We start from the raw sequence: 15211 nt of genomic DNA, 5'->3' as shown, positions 1-15211 counted from the left end.
TAGACGTCCTTGACGATGCAGGCGGTAAGATCGCGGATGCTGCTGGTCTAAGACCAACCCCATCGGTTCAGCTTGGGATGGTGCTTTAATCTCAAGCTGTATACTTGTCAACTCACCTCGGTAAGTGGCGGAACTCTATACCACCAGCGGGCCCCAGCAATACATCTGTTGATGGACAGACCAGGCGCCTGCAGACTTCAGCTGTGAGTGGTCTTTAAGCGTTCTGACTATGGCACACCGGATAGCCAGTACTTGGCGGCCAGATGACACCCCCTGACTACGTATTGTCGCTGTGAGCTAACTGCGCATAATACTGCGGGCGCTATCAGTGGTTCAGCACCCGGCTAAGAAACGAGTTGATCTTCGGATTGTCGTGGTCGCGGGTGAAGAACTGCTCCGGGGCCGCATCGAAGGCTATCTTGCCCTGATCGAAGAACATCACGCGATCGGCGACCTCGCGGGCAAAGCCCATCTCGTGGGTGACCACGATCATCGTCATGCCGGAAGAGGCCAGCTCGCGCATCACATCCAGCACTTCCGTGACCATTTCCGGATCAAGGGCAGAGGTGGGCTCGTCGAACAGCATCACCCGCGGTTGCATGGCTAGGGCCCGAGCTATCGCCACCCGTTGTTGCTGGCCGCCGGAAAGCGCGTGGGGATGTTTGTGCGCGTGCGCCCGTAGGCCTACCCGCGCCAGCAACTCCATGGCCCGTTCATTGGCTTCGCGCCGGCTCAGGCCGCGCATGCGGCGTGGCGCCAGGGTGATGTTGTCGAGCACCGAAAGATGGCCGAACAGGTTGAATTGCTGGAACACCATGCCAACGTCCTGGCGCAGGCGATCCAGGCGCCTGTTGTTGTCATCGACCTCGATACCATCGATGGTGATATGGCCCTCGTCGTGTTTTTCCAAGCGGTTAAGCGTGCGCAGCAGGGTGCTTTTGCCGGAGCCCGAGGCGCCGACGATCACCGTCACCTCGCCCGCATGGAACTGCGTACACACGTCTTGCAGCACGTGGTGAGCACCAAAGTACTTGTGTACGTTGCGCACCTTGATCAGCGCATTTTCGGTTGTCGTCACGAGCGTCGCCCCTCTACATCCATACGATGTTCAACGGCATTGGAAATCTGCGTCAGCAGCGTTGTCAGCAGCAGGTAGATGAGCGCTGTGGTGATCAGCGCCGGCAAGGGTTCGAAGGTTGCTGCCTGCAGGCGGTTGCCGACGTTGGTCAGCTCGACGACGCCGATCGCGTAGGCCAGCGAGGAGTCCTTGAGCAGGGCGATGAAGTTGTTGACCAATGGCGGCAACGAGATCTTGAACGCCTGGGGAAACACCACATCGAAAAAGGTGTAGCCACGTGACAGGCCCAAAGATCGTGATGCTTCGGTCTGCCCGCGTGGTACGGCCAGCAGGCCGGCGCGAATCGACTCGGCGTTGTAGGCTCCCGCGTTGAAGGCCAGCGCCACGCATGCCGAAGTGAAATCATCCATCTGCAACCAGGGCAGCAGCACCGGCAAGGCGAGAAACACGAACAGGATCTGCACCAGCAGCGGCGTGCCACGAATGATCCAGATGTAGAACGAGGCCAGCCAGCGGGCGGGTGCGAAGCTGGACAGTTTGCCCAGCGCCGCGACCAGCCCCAGCACGATACCGAACACGGCGGCGATCAGGGTCATCTTCACCGTGGTGCGTGTGCCGTCGGCGAACATGGCCGCATTCGAGGCGATGGGTTCGGGAACGTAGGACAGTGGAATGGCGATCAGCCACATCACCAGCATCAGAAGGACGACACCCACTGCGATGGCCAGGGTACTGCGTTGCTGGCGCGACCAGGAAGCCGGCCATGCCGATAGAAGGAAATTCATTATTGTTGTCGCTCTTGTCTAGCCGTCATCGAACACGCTGCCCTCAGGAGGGGCAGCGAACGTCTTCACCGAAGTAGCGCGTTGAAATCTCTTCGTAGGTGCCGTCGGCCATGACTTCGGCGAGCGCTTTGTTGTAGGCATCGGCCAGTTCGGTGTTGCCCTTACTGACGGCCCCTGCAATCTTCTCCACGAACAGCAGCTCACCAAGTTGTAGCTTGGCGGCTGGTGCTGCCTGGATCGCTTCCAGAGCAACGAATTTGTCGGTCACCCAGGCGTCGGCCCTGCCAGTTGCCAGCGCGGTGCGGGCATCCCGATCCTGTGGGTAGTTCTTGATGCCTTTGGGGGTGGTGAGCTTGCTTACGTTATCGGCATAGGTCGAGCCGGTCTGGATGGCGACCCGCTTGCCGTTCAGGTCTGCGGCCGAGCGGATCGTCGGGTCACGCGAGACAATGGAGCCACCGGAACAGTAGTGCGGGGCGAGGAAGGTCACCGCTTTGGCGCGTACCTCGGTGATGCCATGGGAAGAAATGACCATATCCCAACGATCCTGCTGCAGGCCGGCGAGCAGGGAATCGAAACCCAGAGTCTTCCACTCCAGTTCCAGGCCCATCCGTCTTATGACAGCTTGAGCCAGCTCGATTTCGAAACCGGACAGCTTGCGGCCCTCGAAATAGTTGAAGGGAGGAAACTCACCGCCAGTCGCCACGAGTATCTTTCCACTCGCGCGGATGGTTTCGTAGGGGCGAGCCTGCGTTGCTCCTGCAAACAGGACTGCCCCTGCCATCAGCGAGCACGCAACAGTTTTTAATATCAATGCCTTTTCCTCTTATTAATCATTATGGCGGCTACTTCCCCTTCACGAATCATCGGGATGCGGGAGTGGATGATGTGGCCTGGCAGGATTGATGAAATTAAAATTTGAGTTTTATTTTGTTTTTTTGCGCTGTGGGTGTGTCATAAGTTTGCCATCAGTAAGTGCCATTCGGAACAAGGCAAGTTGTATGGTGTGTTGTTTTTTTCGAGCACTTTGCACTGCCGCGTTTGCAAAATGCTCGTGCGCGTGTCGGCGGCGGCACTCATCCAAGGCCGGTTGTGATTACATTTTGTAGGTGGAGAGCAGAATGCTGGTTTCAGTGTTGGCAATATGCTGGATGGCGCGGATCGAGTTGAGCGCCTTGTCGAAGGCTTCCAGCGTATCGGCACGTAGTTCCGCCATCAGATCCCAGCGGCCATTTGTGGTGTGAATGGCGACCACGTTGGGGTGCCCGCGCAGTGCCCGCTTCACCTCGGCAGCATGATGACCGTTGATGCCGATGCTGGTGATGGCCCGTATGCCGTGCTCCTCGGTATCGGGTCTGAGGCGGATGGTGTAGCCCAGGATAACGCCCTCGTCCTCGAGTCGCGCCATGCGGTTCTGCACCGTTGCCCGAGCGACGCGTAACTTTTTCGCCAAGGTCACCACCGGCGTTCTTGCATTGTCTCTTAATAGGGAAACCAGCCCCCTGTCGATGTCGTCCATGCTGCGCTCGAGTACTCACATTGTTGATGGGGGTGTGCAAAGTGCTAACTATCGGATTGGAATTGACAAGATGGTCACTTCATTTTGGCAACGACCTCTAGCAAACTATCGTCATGCAACCGCCGCTGAAGTTACGCATGCTGTTCCGTCGCTTTTTTCCCGTCAATTGAAAGTTAATAATAAGGTGGAAGTAACCATGACGTGTTTTATTGATGTCCCAACCATGTCCAATCTGGTTAACGCGATTGGCGTCGGACCATTCATTGGTGAGTTGGCCGCAACCATCCGCAGCGACTTCAAGCGCTGGGCGGACTTCGAGAAGTGTGCTCGGGTGGCCAATCATTCGGATGTCGGCGTGATCGAGTTGATGCCGGTATCTAGCAGCAGTCGCTACGCCTTCAAGTACGTCAACGGCCACCCGGGTAATACTGCGCGAAACCTGCATACGGTAATGGCCTTTGGCGTATTGGCCGACGTGGAAACGGGTTACCCCGTCCTGCTTTCCGAGTTGACCGTGGCCACCGCGTTGCGTACTGCGGCGACCTCGCTGATGGCGGCCCAGGCTCTGGCTCGGCCGGACTCTAGGCGAATGGCCTTGATTGGTAACGGCGCGCAGAGTGAGTTCCAGGCGCTGGCCTTCCACAAGCACCTGGGCATCGAGGAAATCGTCGCCTATGACATCGATCCCGCGGCGACTGCCAAGCTTATTCGCAACCTGGAGGAGTACGGCGATCTGCGCATCATTCGTGCCCGCTCCGTCGCCGAGGCGGTGCGCGGTGCGGATATCGTTACCACGGTAACCGCCGACAAGGCTTATGCCACGATTCTCACTCCAGAGATGATCGAGCCCGGCATGCACATCAACGGTGTGGGCGGCGACTGCCCGGGGAAAACCGAGTTGCATGCCGATGTTCTGCGTAACGCCCGTGTTTTCGTCGAGTACGAGCCACAGACGCGTATCGAAGGTGACATTCAGCAATTGCCGGCGGATTTTCCGGTGGTGGATTTGTGGCGGGTGCTGTCCGGCACGGCCGAAGGCCGCCAGAGCACGGAGCAGGTGACGGTATTCGACTCGGTGGGCTTTGCGCTCGAGGATTACTCGGTTCTGCGGTATGTCAACGAGCAGGCCGAGCAACGGGGCATGGGCGTCAAGGTGGATCTGGTGCCTTGGGTCGATGATGATCCGAAGGATCTGTTCCGCCATACCCGTGGTGGTTCCAGCAAGCAGCGTATTCGCCGCGTGGCGTAACCGATCGCAAGCCGTTCCGACTTTCCCAAGGTGTACGCAACAATGCCCCTTTCTACCAATTCCATTCAGGCCCCGGCTGCGGTGGTGATGATCCGCCCGCATGCTTTTACTCCCAATCCGCAGACCGCTGCCGACAACGCCTTCCAGAGCAGTGCCGCCAAACAGTCGGCCCAGGCAATTGCCCAGGCGGCGTATGACGAAGTGACCGCAGCGGTTGCCCGTCTCGAGGCCGAGGGCGTTCGCGTTCACCTGTTCGAAGATCGTGGTGAAAACGACACGCCGGATTCCGTGTTTCCCAACAACTGGTTCTCCACTCATCCGGGGGGGCATGTCGCGCTCTACTCGATGTACTCCCCGAACCGTCGTCGCGAACGGCGCCCCGACATCATCGAGATGTTGAAGCGTGAGTATCGGGTGCAGGATGTGATCGACTACTCCGGGTTGGAGGCCGACGGCCTGTTTCTCGAGGGCACCGGGGCGATGGTGTTCGATCACCTGGCGCGGGTGGCTTATACGGCGCGTTCCAACCGGGCCGATCCCCTGGCACTCGAACGCTTCAGCACCCACTTCAATTTCGAGCCGATGGTCTTCGATACTGCGGATGGGGTGGGCAAGCCGATCTATCACACCAATGTGCTGATGTGCGTGGCCACGGATTTTGCACTGGTGGGCTTCGGTACCTTTACCCATCAGCCACGAGCGCAAGAGGTGCGCAAACGTCTGCAGGAGTCGGGTCGCGAGGTGATCGAGCTGGCGAATCAGCAGATCAAGGAGTTCGCTGGCAACGCCATCGAATTGTCCGGACGTGACGGACGCATTCTTGCCCTGTCGCAACGGGCGTTCGAGAGCCTGAGCGATGAGCAGCGCGCGCTTATCGAGCGCTCTGCGCGTCTGGTGCCACTGAATGTGCCAACCGTCGAGATGGCCGGTGGCTCGGTACGCTGCATGATTGCCGGCATTCATCTTTCTGCTCGCTACTGAACAACAGTCACGCGTGATCCCCGTTGCTGGCCCCAGTCTTCAAATGGGAGCCAGCACACAGGCCTTCAGCCGAGCTAATCGGGATGACGGCCGATCAGAGCGGGTCGTTGCGGGTTTTCAGTACGCTGGCCAGCGCTTCGCCCTGGGCAAGCCGGGCAAGCAGTCCGGGCTCCGCCTGGTCGGATGCACAGGCCTTGTCGATGACGTCGGCCAGGGCGGCCGGGCTGATGAACATCACGCCGTTGTCATCACCCAGCACGAGGTCGCCAGGTTGAACGAGCACGCCACCACAGGTCACCGGCTGGCCAAAGCGACTGGTCTCACTGCCGCGCAGCTTGGTGGTGAGCAGGCTGGTGCCCCTGGCGAATACCGGCAAGCCCAGCTGGCGCAGCTCGACGACATCGGTGACCAGCCCGTCGACCACGATACCGCTGGCGCCAACGCCAAGGGCGGCACTGACGGTGACGGTGCCCACGCAGGCGTGCCGCAGATCGCCGCCGGTGGCGACCACCAGTACCTCGCCGGCCTGCAGGCGAACCAGTGCCTGGTTCATGGCGATGGCATCGCTGTCGGCCAGTTGCAGGGTCGCTGCCCGGCCGATCAGGCGGATGCCAGGCGTCTGCGCCCGCAATCCGGGATCGGCGAAGCCATCGTCGAGAAAATGCCCGAAGGTCGCAAAGCCCACCTCGGCGAGGCGCTGCACAAGGCTATCGAGATCGCTCATAGGCTGGCCTCTCGGGGCTCCAGGCGTTCTGCCACGCAGTCTATCTCCAGGGAGACCCCCCACAGTTGCACGCATACCGTGGTGCGTGCCGGCGGCGCATGGCCGAGCACTTCCCGATAGACCGCATTGAACGGCTCGAGCTGAGCCGGATCGGTCAGGTAGGCATTGACCTTGATCACCTGATCGAAACTGGAACCTGCTTCCAGCAGAACCGCCTCCAGATTGCGCAGCGTCTGCCGCACCTGATCCGGGAAGCTATCCGGCTGCTGGCCTTCGGCATTGGCCGGAATCTGCCCAGCGGTAAACACCAGGTTGCCGCTGATCACTGCCTGGGAGTAGGGGCCGACCGGCCCGATTGCGCCACTGGCGGCGTTGATGCGTTTCATAGGCTACCTCTTGCTTGGCTCGCCCGGCAGGCGGGGCGAGCCGTGTCATCGAACATGCACGGCGGATCTGCCGCGTACTGGCGGCTCGCTTTCAGTCGTCTGTCGTCGAGGCGCGTGTCAGGTCACGCTTGAAGGTTTCCGTCAGCAGTAGCAGGGCAATCAGCGAAATCAACGCCGAGCCGATCATGTACCAGGCTACCGACGAACCCTTGCCCGTCCAGGCCAGCAGGGCGGTGGTGACCATCGGGGTCGCCGCGCTGCCCAGCAGGCCGGACAGCATGTAAGCGACGGAAAGCCCGGAATAGCGTACGCGTGTACCGAAAAGTTCGGCCAGGAAGGTGGCGATGGGGCCGTAGTTGGCGGCGAAGGCGGTCATCAGCAGCATGTAGCCCAGGAACACGAAGGGCAGTTCGCGGGTGTCCATCAGCCAGAACATCGGGAAGGCGACCACGGCCTCGGCAATGATGCCGCCGATGATCACTGGTTTGCGGCCGATCTTGTCGGAGAGCGCGCCGAAGGCTGGCAGCAGTGCGATACACAACGCACAGGACGCCAGTACCACGCTGAGCATGGCCGTTCGGCTGAAGCCCAGTGTGGCGGTGCCGTAGGTGAGGCCGAAGGCGACGATGATGTTGAACGAGGCACCGGTCGACATGGTGGCCACGCCGCCCAACAGCACCTGTTTCCAGTACTTGCGGCAGATTTCCGCGAGCGGCACGCTGACATGTTTCTCGGTTTTCTGAGCCTTGTTGAAGGCCGGGGTTTCGCTGATGTTCAGGCGAATGTACAGGCCCACGGCAATCAGCAATGCACTGGCCAGGAACGGAATGCGCCAGCCCCAGGCGAGCAGATCCTCCGGGCTCATCATCGCGGCAATCACCAGGAACGCCAGGTTGGCAATCATGGTGCCCGCAGGCACCCCGATCTGTACCCAAGAGCCGTACAGGCCGCGTTGATGGGCGGGGGCATGTTCGACGGCCATCAGTACCGCACCGCCCCATTCACCGCCCAGTGCCAGCCCCTGGATGATACGCAGGGTCAGTAGCAGAACCGGCGCCCAGATGCCGATACTCGCGTAGTCCGGCAAGAGGCCAATGGCAAAGGTTGCCGCCCCCATGGCCAGCAGGGAAATCAGCAGCATCGATTTGCGACCCAGTTTGTCACCGAAGTGACCGAACAGGGCGGCGCCGACGATCCTTGCGCCGTATGCCGAGGCAAAGGTGCCAAATGCGAGCAGGGTGCCCACCAGTGCGTCGAACGCGGGAAAGAATATCTTGTTGAATACCAGCGCCGATGCCGTGGCAAAGATGAACAGGTCATACCATTCCACGGTGGTGCCAATCACGCTCGCCACAGCGACTTTTTTCATGTTGACCGGTTGTTCCCGAGGCGTTGCCAGGTCGGTCGTGCACGCAGAGGATTTCATGCCTTATGTCTCCAAAATGAGCGCAAGCTCAGCGGATTGAGTTATTGAATGGCAGTGTTTTTCAAGGTGTTAACGTTCGTGTCCTAGCGCGTGTTTATTGTTCTACTGGCGGTGGTGCCTGCCCTGGTGAACAGGGTGTTCGAGTGTCAGCGCAACACGCGCTCGACGATGGCATTGAGCAGTACGTCGCAGCCCATACGTACGTCTTCGGGCAGTGCATCCTCTGCTTCGTTATGGCTCAGCCCACCCACACAGGGAATGAAAACCATGGTGGTGGGGCAGTGCCGCGCCAGGTGAATCGCGTCGTGTCCGGCACCGCTTACGATGTCCTGATGCGGATAATCGAGGGCTTCGACCGCACGGCGTACCGCGCCTACGCAATCGGCATCAAACGGCGTCGCCGGGCTCAGCCAGTGACGTTCGATGCTGAGTGTCAGGCCTCTGGCGTGCACCACAGCGGCGAAGCGTTCGCGTACCTGCTGTTCCATCAGGGCGATCTGCTCGTCCTCGTGGTGACGCAGATCCACGGTGAAATCCACGTTGCCTGCGATGGTGTTACGGGAGGATTTGGCGATAGCCAGCTGGCCTATGGTTACCAGGCCCTTGGGGGCGAACTCGGTGGCCAGGGCTTCCAGTTGGAGTGACATCTCGGCAACCCCGAACAGGGCGTCCTTGCGCAGGTTCATGGGCGTGGTGCCGGCGTGCGCGCTTTGCCCACGAACCTGCACGTCGAGCCAGCAGATCGCCTGCCCACCGGTTACCACGCCTACTGGCAAACCGTTGTCTTCAAGGATCGGGCCTTGTTCGATATGTGCCTCGAAGTAGGCGTCGAATGGTCGCTGCAACGGCAGCTTGCCTATATGGCCGGTTGCCTCAAGCTCCTGGGCGACACTGATCCCTGCCACATCACGGGTATCCAGCGCGGTGCGCAGGGCCAGGTTGCCGGTGAACACCGCCGAACCGAACATGGCAGGGGTGAAGCGCGCACCTTCCTCGTTGGTCCATACCGCGATTTCAATCGGGCGTTGGCTCTCGATTGCGTTGTCGTTCAGGCAGCGCACCACTTCCAGACCGCTGAGCACGCCGTAGATACCGTCGAAACGGCCACCCTTTGGCTGGGTGTCCAGATGGCTGCCCATGACGATGGGGTCAAGGTCGTCGTTGTTACCCGAGCGGCGCGCGAACAGGTTGCCGATGGCATCGAACGCGATGGTCATTCCTGCTTCGCGGCACCAGCCCATGAACAGCTCGCGGCCGGCCTTGTCTTCGGCCGAAAGCGCCAGGCGGCAGTTGCCGCCTTTATCGGTGGCACCCACTTTGGCCATGTCCATCAGGCTCGACCACAGGCGGGAGCCATTACATTTCAAAACTGCCATCAGGCACCTCTTTGCAAAACGGATTGACCGTAGGCGGCCGTTAAAAAAACGCTGGCGGAGGCATTGCTGCGCCGCTCAATATCCCAGCGACGGGTTCACCAGATTATTCAGGGGTTCATTGGCGAGCAGACGCCGGGTGTTCTCGGCCACCTGCTGGGCAATGCAGTCGTGTGAGGCTGCCGACGCCATGTGTGGCGTGATTACTACCCCCGGGGTTTGCCACAGAGGATCATCTGCCGGCAGGGGTTCATGCTCGAAAACGTCCAGCACTGCGCCACGTATCTGGCCACTGGCGAGTGCCTGTTGCAGATCGTCGATGCGCAGATGCTGGCCGCGTCCGCCATTGATGATGGCGGCACCACGGGCGAGGGCGTTGAAGGTGCGCGCGCAGAGGATATGGCGGGTGGCATCCGTCAGCGGCAGCAGGTTGACCAGCATGTCCAGGCCATCGAGAAATGCGGCGAACTGGTTCTCTCCGTGGTGGCAGGAAACCCCTGGCAAATCACGGGAACTGCGGGCCCAGCCACGTACCGGATAGCCTGCCGAGGACAGGTCACTGGCGATCGCAGCGCCCAGAGAACCAAGTCCCATGACGCCAACCTTGAACTGCGCCGCTGTCCGTTGCGGGTGTCGTTGCCACTGGTTACGACGCTGCTGCTCCATTGCCAGGTCGAAATCCCGGTGATAGTGGATGACGGCCCAGCGCACGTATTCGGTCATCCCCTGGCGATGATCCGGATCCACCACCCGACACGTAGGCACATCGGCGGCGCTGGGGTCGGTGGCCAGGTGATCGACGCCGGCGGCGACCGAATGCACCAGTTGGAGTTTTGGCAGGCGCCCCAGGCTATCGGCAGGCGGATACCAGCACGCGGCGACCCGCGCATGCACGGCATGTGGATCGTCCGCGAGGACGACCTGCAGGTCGGGCGCCTGCCGGGCGAATGCTGCCTGCAATTGAGCGAGCAGCCCGCTGTCGCGGCTCAGCAGAACGATGGTGGTCATGAGCAGTAGGACTCGCGCTGGTCTTCGATCAGGGTCAGTGCCGCCGCCCAGCTCAACTGGATGATTTCTTCGGCTTCATCACGCTCGAACTGCCGGGCGGTATGCCGGCAGACCTCTTCAGTGGGATAGACGAGCTTGCTGTTGCCTGACAGCGCTTGAACCTGGGCCTGGCAGGCACGCTCCAGAAAATGGATTTCATGGAAGGCCTGGGCTACGCCGCTACCCCCGGCAAGCAGGCCATGGTTGCGCAGAATCATCGCTTTGTGGGTACCGAGGTCTGCGATCAGACGCGCGCGTTCCTCCAGGGACAGGGCAATGCCTTCGTAGGTGTGGTAGGCCAGCTTGCCGTAGAACTTCAGGGCGTGCTGGCTGATCGGCAGCAGCCCCTGTTCCTGGGCCGCCACCGCCATGCCCGCGGCGGTGTGGGTATGGATCACGCAACTCAGGTCGGGGCGCGCCATGTGGATGGCCGAATGAATCACGAAACCTGCGGCATTGACACGACTGCCGTCCTGGTGACCGTTCACCAACGTCCCGTGCTCATCGATGCGCACCAGATCGCTGGCTTTCATACGATCGAATATCACGCCATAGCGGTTGATCAGAAAGTGGTGCTCGGGGCCGGGGATGCGCAGGGTGATATGGGTGTCGATCAGGTCGGTCATCCGGAAATACGCGACCAGTCTGTATAGCGCAGCCAGATCGCAGCGTGCCTGCCATTCCACGGAGTCGATGTTGTCGGGTTTGGGCATGAGGGCTCCTTGTTAACGTACGGTCTGGGCTGCAGTGAGGGCATCGCCACGTAGGCGGGCCAAGCCGCAGACGCCGACGAGTGATAGAGAGGCGAGCAGGCTGAAGAACAGCGCCAGAGGCAACCATTGGCCTGCGTAATGCGTGGCCAGCAAGGTGCCGATGATGGGCGTGGATCCGCCTGCTATGGCGCAGATCAGTTGGTAGGCGATGGATATGCCGCTGTAGCGCAGGTGCGCCGGAAAGGCTTGAGCCATGTAGCCGGCGATGACCGCGTATAGGCCCGACAGGGTGATCACCGCCATGGCGATACCCAGGGTCATCAGCAACAGGTTCTGTGTGCCGACCAGGATGAACATGGGGTAGGGCATGGCCATCGATAGCAGCGCGGCAAGCATCAGGAAGCGACCTTCGCCGATGCGCTCCGCCAGCAATGCGCTCAAGGGTTGGGAAAGCAATTGCAGTATGGTCACGATGAACAGGCAATCGAGGATCGTGGCGCGCGATATGCCCTGATATTGAGTGACGTAGGTGATCATGAAGGTATTGGTGAAGAAAAAGCCTGCCGAACCGATGGTGACGGCCAGGGCCGCAAAAAGAATCTGCCGCCAGCAGGTACGCAGCACTTCCAGCACCGGGTACCTGGCGGTCTCGCCCCTCTCGGCGACAGCCTTGAATTCGGGGGACTCACCGACGCCAAAGCGGATTGCCAGGCCGATCAGCATCAATACACCGCTGGCCAGGAAGGGCAGACGCCAGCCCCACTCGGCAAACTCTTCAGGTTCAAGTGAGGTAACCAGACGAAACGCGATCAGGGCCAGCAGGAGCCCGGCGGGGCTGCCCAGTTGGGCAAACGACGCATAGAAGGTTTTGCGTTTTTCAGGGGCGTGTTCGCTGGCCATCAGTACGGCACCACCCCATTCCCCGCCAACGGAGATGCCTTGAACAATACGCAGTGCCACCAGACCAATGGGCGCCCAGACTCCTGCGCTCGCGTAACTGGGAAGCAGGCCGATGCCTGTGGTCGCCAAGCCCATTAGCAGCATGGTGAAAAGCAACATCTTCTTGCGCCCCAGGCGATCCCCCAGATGACCGAAAATGAGGCCAGCCATGGGGCGAGCAATAAAGCCGACGGCAAAGCTGCCAAACGCGGCCAGGGTGCTCAGCGCGGGGTTGTCACTGGGGAAAAATACCTGACCGAGGATAAGGGCGGCGGCTGTCGCATAAATATAGAAATCGTAGAACTCGATAGTGGTGCCGACGAAAGCGGCGGCTGCAGCACGGCGCGGCTGGCTGTTCGTGGATTGCATGCAAGGCCCTTGGCTTATTGGTGTTGTGGCAGGGTTAAGGCGGTCACGGGTGCGCTCTGTGGCGCTTGGATGCTTTATCCCTTACGATCAATGATTAATCAAATTGCTAATACTTAAGTCGTTTATTAGCAGTGCTACTAATGGTGAGATATGTTTGCTGAAGGTCCTGCGGATGCTAAGGAGAAATGGTCTGGAAGGCGCTTCCTCAACGATCGCCTAGACTGGAACCTGCTGCGCACCTATCTGGCGATCAGCCAGGAAGGCAGCATCAGCCGTGCGGCTGCGCGGCTTTTCATCACCCAGTCAGCGGTCAGCCAGTCCTTGAAGCGCCTTGAGGAACAACTCGACTGTGCGCTGATACTGCGGCGTGGGCCGCGCTTTCATTTCACACCGGTAGGCGAGGAGGTACTGCGCATCGCCGAGGAGATTTACGGCAATGTTTCGCGGTTGGCATCCACCGTGGAAGAGCCTCACGATGAAATCGTCGGTAAGGTGCGGTTGCTGTCGATCAGTCAGGTACAGTCTGCGATCTACGATGATTTCCTTTCCCAGTTCCATTCGGATCATCCGCATGTCGAGCTGGAAATTGAGGTGATGCGTAGTTCGGATATCCAGAGTTCGCTGAGCCAGAAGACAGCCACTGCAGGAGTCGGACTATGCCGTTTCCCGCAACCGAAACTTGAGCAGCAGCACCTGATGCGCCAGCGCTACGCCTTCTTCTGCGGCAAGAAGCACCGCCTGTTCGGCCAGCGCCGGCTGTCCATGGACGCACTGAAGAGCGAGAACTTCGTCAGCTTCACCAGCGACCAGATCGGCGGCAACCTGTCGCCACTCACGGTGTTTCGCGACCAGCAGGGTTTCACCGGCAAGATCGTCGCCTCCTCGTCGAGCTTCGAGGAGATCCGCCGACTGATCATCGCCGGCTACGGCATCGGCTGCCTGCCCGAGCACCTGGTGGACAACGACCTGCACAATGGCCTGATCTGGCGCCTGCCACCGGCCGAGGGGGTCGCCGACGTCGACGTCTACCTGCTGTGGAACCGGGAGCAGCGCATGAGCCGGGCAGAAAGGGTATTCCTCGAGGCATTGCGTCAGGCCATTGCTCACACGCCCGACTGAGCGGCGGCTATCGGCCTGGCCAGCAATTCGGCCGTGGCCTGTCTGGGCGGGCCCGAGGAGTAGGGGGCTGTGGGTCGTACTCCTGGTGCAACTGCAGTCCCCGGGCGTCCTCGTTGCCGAGGTGAAGTAGCGGCATGGCGGATGAAGGCCAGGGTCTGCCGTCAGTTCGACCTGGCCCGGACCGCCCGGCACCCACAGCATGTCCAGGGGCGGCTGCAGGTGCAGGCCGCCGTCGGTGGTGACCGGCTGCAGTTCTTTCCAGATCAGGATGCGCCGAGACACCTCCAGTGGACCTGTCAGGTCGAGCTGCGTGAGGCCCGGTTAGAGCAGCAGGCCGATGGGGGAGTCGTCGCGTTCCATGGTGTCGCCGGCTCCTTGGCACTCGCTGTATCGGTCAGGGGACTGAAGCCTGCTCGTGATTTTGCCTATCTTGGCGGCAGCAGCCGCATTTCTTGCAAGAAATCGCCGATGCCTTGGGGGATGACGTTTCACCTGCGCGGTCCGATCCGTCCACCGCTTTGCACGTGCAAGGGCGGATGAAAAGCGCGTCGGCTACACCAGCTTCTTCGCGAGCGACATTGGGCCAGCCGGGTTCAGAACGCATAGCTCAAGCGGGTGTAGTAGTAGCCACCGGTGAAGCCAAATGGCGAGTAGGTGCCGTAGCCGGAGCCCATGGTCGCGCGTGCAGCATGGCGCCAATGGCCATCACCTCACTGGTCGACCGAATACCACGCAAACATATTGAGCAGGCTAGGGCGTCAGCGACCCACGTCCGCATCGATAAACCAGCCCAGGGTCTGCCGATCATGGACGAACGCCTCCACCGGAACCCCATCGGCCATGAAAGATTCACGACGCGCGGCCTCCAAGCAATCGTAAATGACCACAAGGTCGATATCGGAAAGGTAGGTACCTTGCCCGCGCATGATCGAGCCTGCGACATACGCGAAGGATGCGCCTGCATAGCGGGTACGCAACAGCTGGTTGGCGATGACCAGGGCTGTAGCGGGACAAGGCAGTAGCTGGTTGCTCATGCACCCGCTCCTGTGCAGGCCGGCGATGCGGGTCCGAGGTGCGGCCTCGAAAACGGCCGCTCGCCCAGGTCCTGGTAGAGCCGCAGCAGGTAGCCATCGGGATCGGCAACCGCGAACTGTCGGTTGCCGACCTCGTCAGCGCCACGCCGGTACCAGTGTTCTTCCAGTGGCAGGTAGGGCGTGATGCCTGCTGCAGCCAGACGCTGGAGAATCACCTCCACGTCGCTAACGCGGATCTGCAGGTTGATCCCGCGACCGAGCGGATAGTCGAACGCGGCACCTGCAACCGCGAAGGTTCGCCCCAGGCCGATCTGATCGATCATCAGTTCGGCGTCACCCAGGCGTAGAAAGGCAAAGCCTTCCTCTGCTCGTGCGTAGCTCAGGGTGAAACCGATCAGTTCGCAGTAGAACGAGCGGCTGATGTGCCAATCGCTTACCGCCAGTTCCGGAATCAATGCGTTCGCCATAC

Annotated in this window: 17 protein-coding genes; 4 read left to right on the top strand and 13 right to left on the bottom strand. The window is 60.6% G+C overall.

Annotated features, from left to right (window positions below):
- Positions 1-325: 325 nt before the first annotated feature.
- The 4 genes from BLR94_RS19095 to BLR94_RS19080 form a co-directional block, all read right to left on the bottom strand.
- Positions 326-1078 carry an amino acid ABC transporter ATP-binding protein gene (locus BLR94_RS19095; protein ID WP_084307586.1) on the bottom strand — a complete coding sequence of 251 codons (753 nt, stop codon included), beginning with the start codon at positions 1076-1078 and terminating at the stop codon, positions 326-328.
- Entirely contained in the window at positions 1075-1863 is a 789-nt protein-coding gene (locus BLR94_RS19090) for an amino acid ABC transporter permease (RefSeq protein ID WP_084307587.1), read from the bottom strand. The genes BLR94_RS19095 and BLR94_RS19090 overlap by 4 nt, the downstream gene beginning before the upstream one ends.
- Positions 1864-1906: 43 nt before the next feature.
- Complete coding sequence (locus tag BLR94_RS19085) at positions 1907-2677, bottom strand: ABC transporter substrate-binding protein (RefSeq protein ID WP_208601355.1); 771 nt, start codon at positions 2675-2677, stop codon at positions 1907-1909.
- 282 nt (positions 2678-2959) lie between these two features.
- Complete coding sequence (locus BLR94_RS19080) at positions 2960-3382, bottom strand: Lrp/AsnC family transcriptional regulator (protein WP_084307589.1); 423 nt, start codon at positions 3380-3382, stop codon at positions 2960-2962.
- Between the two features lie 196 nt (positions 3383-3578).
- On the opposite strand from BLR94_RS19080, the gene BLR94_RS19075 reads away from it, so the two are divergent.
- Both BLR94_RS19075 and ctlX read left to right on the top strand, forming a co-directional pair.
- Positions 3579-4631, top strand: a complete 1053-nt coding sequence (locus BLR94_RS19075) for an ornithine cyclodeaminase (protein ID WP_084307590.1) — start codon at positions 3579-3581, stop codon at positions 4629-4631.
- A gap of 42 nt (positions 4632-4673) precedes the next feature.
- Positions 4674-5612 (top strand): citrulline utilization hydrolase CtlX, encoded by a 939-nt coding sequence (ctlX, locus tag BLR94_RS19070; protein ID WP_369690898.1) that lies wholly within the window; start codon positions 4674-4676, stop codon positions 5610-5612.
- A gap of 94 nt (positions 5613-5706) precedes the next feature.
- On the opposite strand, the gene BLR94_RS19065 is transcribed toward ctlX, so the two are convergent.
- The 7 genes from BLR94_RS19065 to BLR94_RS19035 form a co-directional block, all read right to left on the bottom strand.
- Positions 5707-6336, bottom strand: a complete 630-nt coding sequence (locus BLR94_RS19065; RefSeq protein WP_084307591.1) for an RraA family protein — start codon at positions 6334-6336, stop codon at positions 5707-5709.
- The gene (locus BLR94_RS19060) at positions 6333-6722 is read right to left on the bottom strand and encodes a RidA family protein (protein ID WP_084307592.1); all 390 of its coding nucleotides are present in this window, start codon (positions 6720-6722) and stop codon (positions 6333-6335) included. The genes BLR94_RS19065 and BLR94_RS19060 overlap by 4 nt, the downstream gene beginning before the upstream one ends.
- 91 nt (positions 6723-6813) lie before the next feature.
- Positions 6814-8148, bottom strand: coding sequence for an MFS transporter (locus BLR94_RS19055; protein ID WP_084307593.1), 1335 nt, complete (start codon positions 8146-8148; stop codon positions 6814-6816).
- Positions 8149-8294: 146 nt separating this feature from the next.
- Positions 8295-9524, bottom strand: a complete 1230-nt coding sequence (locus BLR94_RS19050; RefSeq protein ID WP_084307594.1) for a Zn-dependent hydrolase — start codon at positions 9522-9524, stop codon at positions 8295-8297.
- Between the two features lie 75 nt (positions 9525-9599).
- The gene (locus tag BLR94_RS19045) at positions 9600-10529 is read right to left on the bottom strand and encodes a 2-hydroxyacid dehydrogenase (protein ID WP_084307595.1); all 930 of its coding nucleotides are present in this window, start codon (positions 10527-10529) and stop codon (positions 9600-9602) included.
- On the bottom strand, positions 10526-11281 hold the full coding sequence (locus BLR94_RS19040; protein WP_084307596.1) for a class II aldolase/adducin family protein: 756 nt from the start codon (positions 11279-11281) through the stop codon (positions 10526-10528). The genes BLR94_RS19045 and BLR94_RS19040 overlap by 4 nt, the downstream gene beginning before the upstream one ends.
- A 12-nt stretch (positions 11282-11293) precedes the next feature.
- Complete coding sequence (locus BLR94_RS19035; RefSeq protein WP_084307597.1) at positions 11294-12589, bottom strand: MFS transporter; 1296 nt, start codon at positions 12587-12589, stop codon at positions 11294-11296.
- A gap of 150 nt (positions 12590-12739) precedes the next feature.
- Here BLR94_RS19035 and BLR94_RS19030 point away from each other — a divergent pair, with 150 nt between their 5' ends.
- Both BLR94_RS19030 and BLR94_RS19025 read left to right on the top strand, forming a co-directional pair.
- On the top strand, positions 12740-13708 hold the full coding sequence (locus BLR94_RS19030) for a LysR family transcriptional regulator (protein WP_084307598.1): 969 nt from the start codon (positions 12740-12742) through the stop codon (positions 13706-13708).
- Between the two features lie 141 nt (positions 13709-13849).
- Positions 13850-14248, top strand: a complete 399-nt coding sequence (locus BLR94_RS19025) for a hypothetical protein (protein WP_084307599.1) — start codon at positions 13850-13852, stop codon at positions 14246-14248.
- 218 nt (positions 14249-14466) lie between these two features.
- On the opposite strand, the gene BLR94_RS19020 is transcribed toward BLR94_RS19025, so the two are convergent.
- Both BLR94_RS19020 and BLR94_RS19015 read right to left on the bottom strand, forming a co-directional pair.
- Positions 14467-14742 carry a nucleotidyltransferase domain-containing protein gene (locus tag BLR94_RS19020; protein WP_208601354.1) on the bottom strand — a complete coding sequence of 92 codons (276 nt, stop codon included), beginning with the start codon at positions 14740-14742 and terminating at the stop codon, positions 14467-14469.
- Complete coding sequence (locus tag BLR94_RS19015) at positions 14739-15209, bottom strand: bleomycin resistance protein (RefSeq protein WP_084307600.1); 471 nt, start codon at positions 15207-15209, stop codon at positions 14739-14741. Before BLR94_RS19015 ends, BLR94_RS19020 begins: the two co-directional genes overlap by 4 nt.
- Positions 15210-15211: the final 2 nt, after the last annotated feature.

Origin of the sequence: Phytopseudomonas flavescens, assembly GCF_900100535.1 — a bacterium.
Classification (GTDB): Bacteria; Pseudomonadota; Gammaproteobacteria; order Pseudomonadales; family Pseudomonadaceae; genus Aquipseudomonas; species Aquipseudomonas flavescens.
Note: the sequence above shows the minus strand (reverse complement) of the source record. Positions and strands in the feature narration are given on the sequence as shown.

Excerpts from the sequence above, each read along its gene's own strand:
- BLR94_RS19045 (WP_084307595.1), bottom strand. The coding sequence starts at position 10,529 with ATGACCACCATCGTTCTGCTGAGCCGCGACAGCGGGCTGCTCGCTCAA.
- BLR94_RS19015 (WP_084307600.1), bottom strand. The coding sequence starts at position 15,209 with ATGGCGAACGCATTGATTCCGGAACTGGCGGTAAGCGATTGGCACATC.
- BLR94_RS19020 (WP_208601354.1), bottom strand. The coding sequence starts at position 14,742 with ATGAGCAACCAGCTACTGCCTTGTCCCGCTACAGCCCTGGTCATCGCC.
- BLR94_RS19025 (WP_084307599.1), top strand. The coding sequence starts at position 13,850 with ATGAAGGCCAGGGTCTGCCGTCAGTTCGACCTGGCCCGGACCGCCCGG.
- BLR94_RS19055 (WP_084307593.1), bottom strand. The coding sequence starts at position 8,148 with ATGAAATCCTCTGCGTGCACGACCGACCTGGCAACGCCTCGGGAACAA.
- BLR94_RS19075 (WP_084307590.1), top strand. The coding sequence starts at position 3,579 with ATGACGTGTTTTATTGATGTCCCAACCATGTCCAATCTGGTTAACGCG.
- BLR94_RS19050 (WP_084307594.1), bottom strand. The coding sequence starts at position 9,524 with ATGGCAGTTTTGAAATGTAATGGCTCCCGCCTGTGGTCGAGCCTGATG.
- BLR94_RS19065 (WP_084307591.1), bottom strand. The coding sequence starts at position 6,336 with ATGAGCGATCTCGATAGCCTTGTGCAGCGCCTCGCCGAGGTGGGCTTT.
- BLR94_RS19040 (WP_084307596.1), bottom strand. The coding sequence starts at position 11,281 with ATGCCCAAACCCGACAACATCGACTCCGTGGAATGGCAGGCACGCTGC.
- ctlX (WP_369690898.1), top strand. The coding sequence starts at position 4,674 with ATGCCCCTTTCTACCAATTCCATTCAGGCCCCGGCTGCGGTGGTGATG.
- BLR94_RS19035 (WP_084307597.1), bottom strand. The coding sequence starts at position 12,589 with ATGCAATCCACGAACAGCCAGCCGCGCCGTGCTGCAGCCGCCGCTTTC.
- BLR94_RS19090 (WP_084307587.1), bottom strand. The coding sequence starts at position 1,863 with ATGAATTTCCTTCTATCGGCATGGCCGGCTTCCTGGTCGCGCCAGCAA.
- BLR94_RS19060 (WP_084307592.1), bottom strand. The coding sequence starts at position 6,722 with ATGAAACGCATCAACGCCGCCAGTGGCGCAATCGGGCCGGTCGGCCCC.
- BLR94_RS19030 (WP_084307598.1), top strand. The coding sequence starts at position 12,740 with ATGTTTGCTGAAGGTCCTGCGGATGCTAAGGAGAAATGGTCTGGAAGG.
- BLR94_RS19080 (WP_084307589.1), bottom strand. The coding sequence starts at position 3,382 with ATGGACGACATCGACAGGGGGCTGGTTTCCCTATTAAGAGACAATGCA.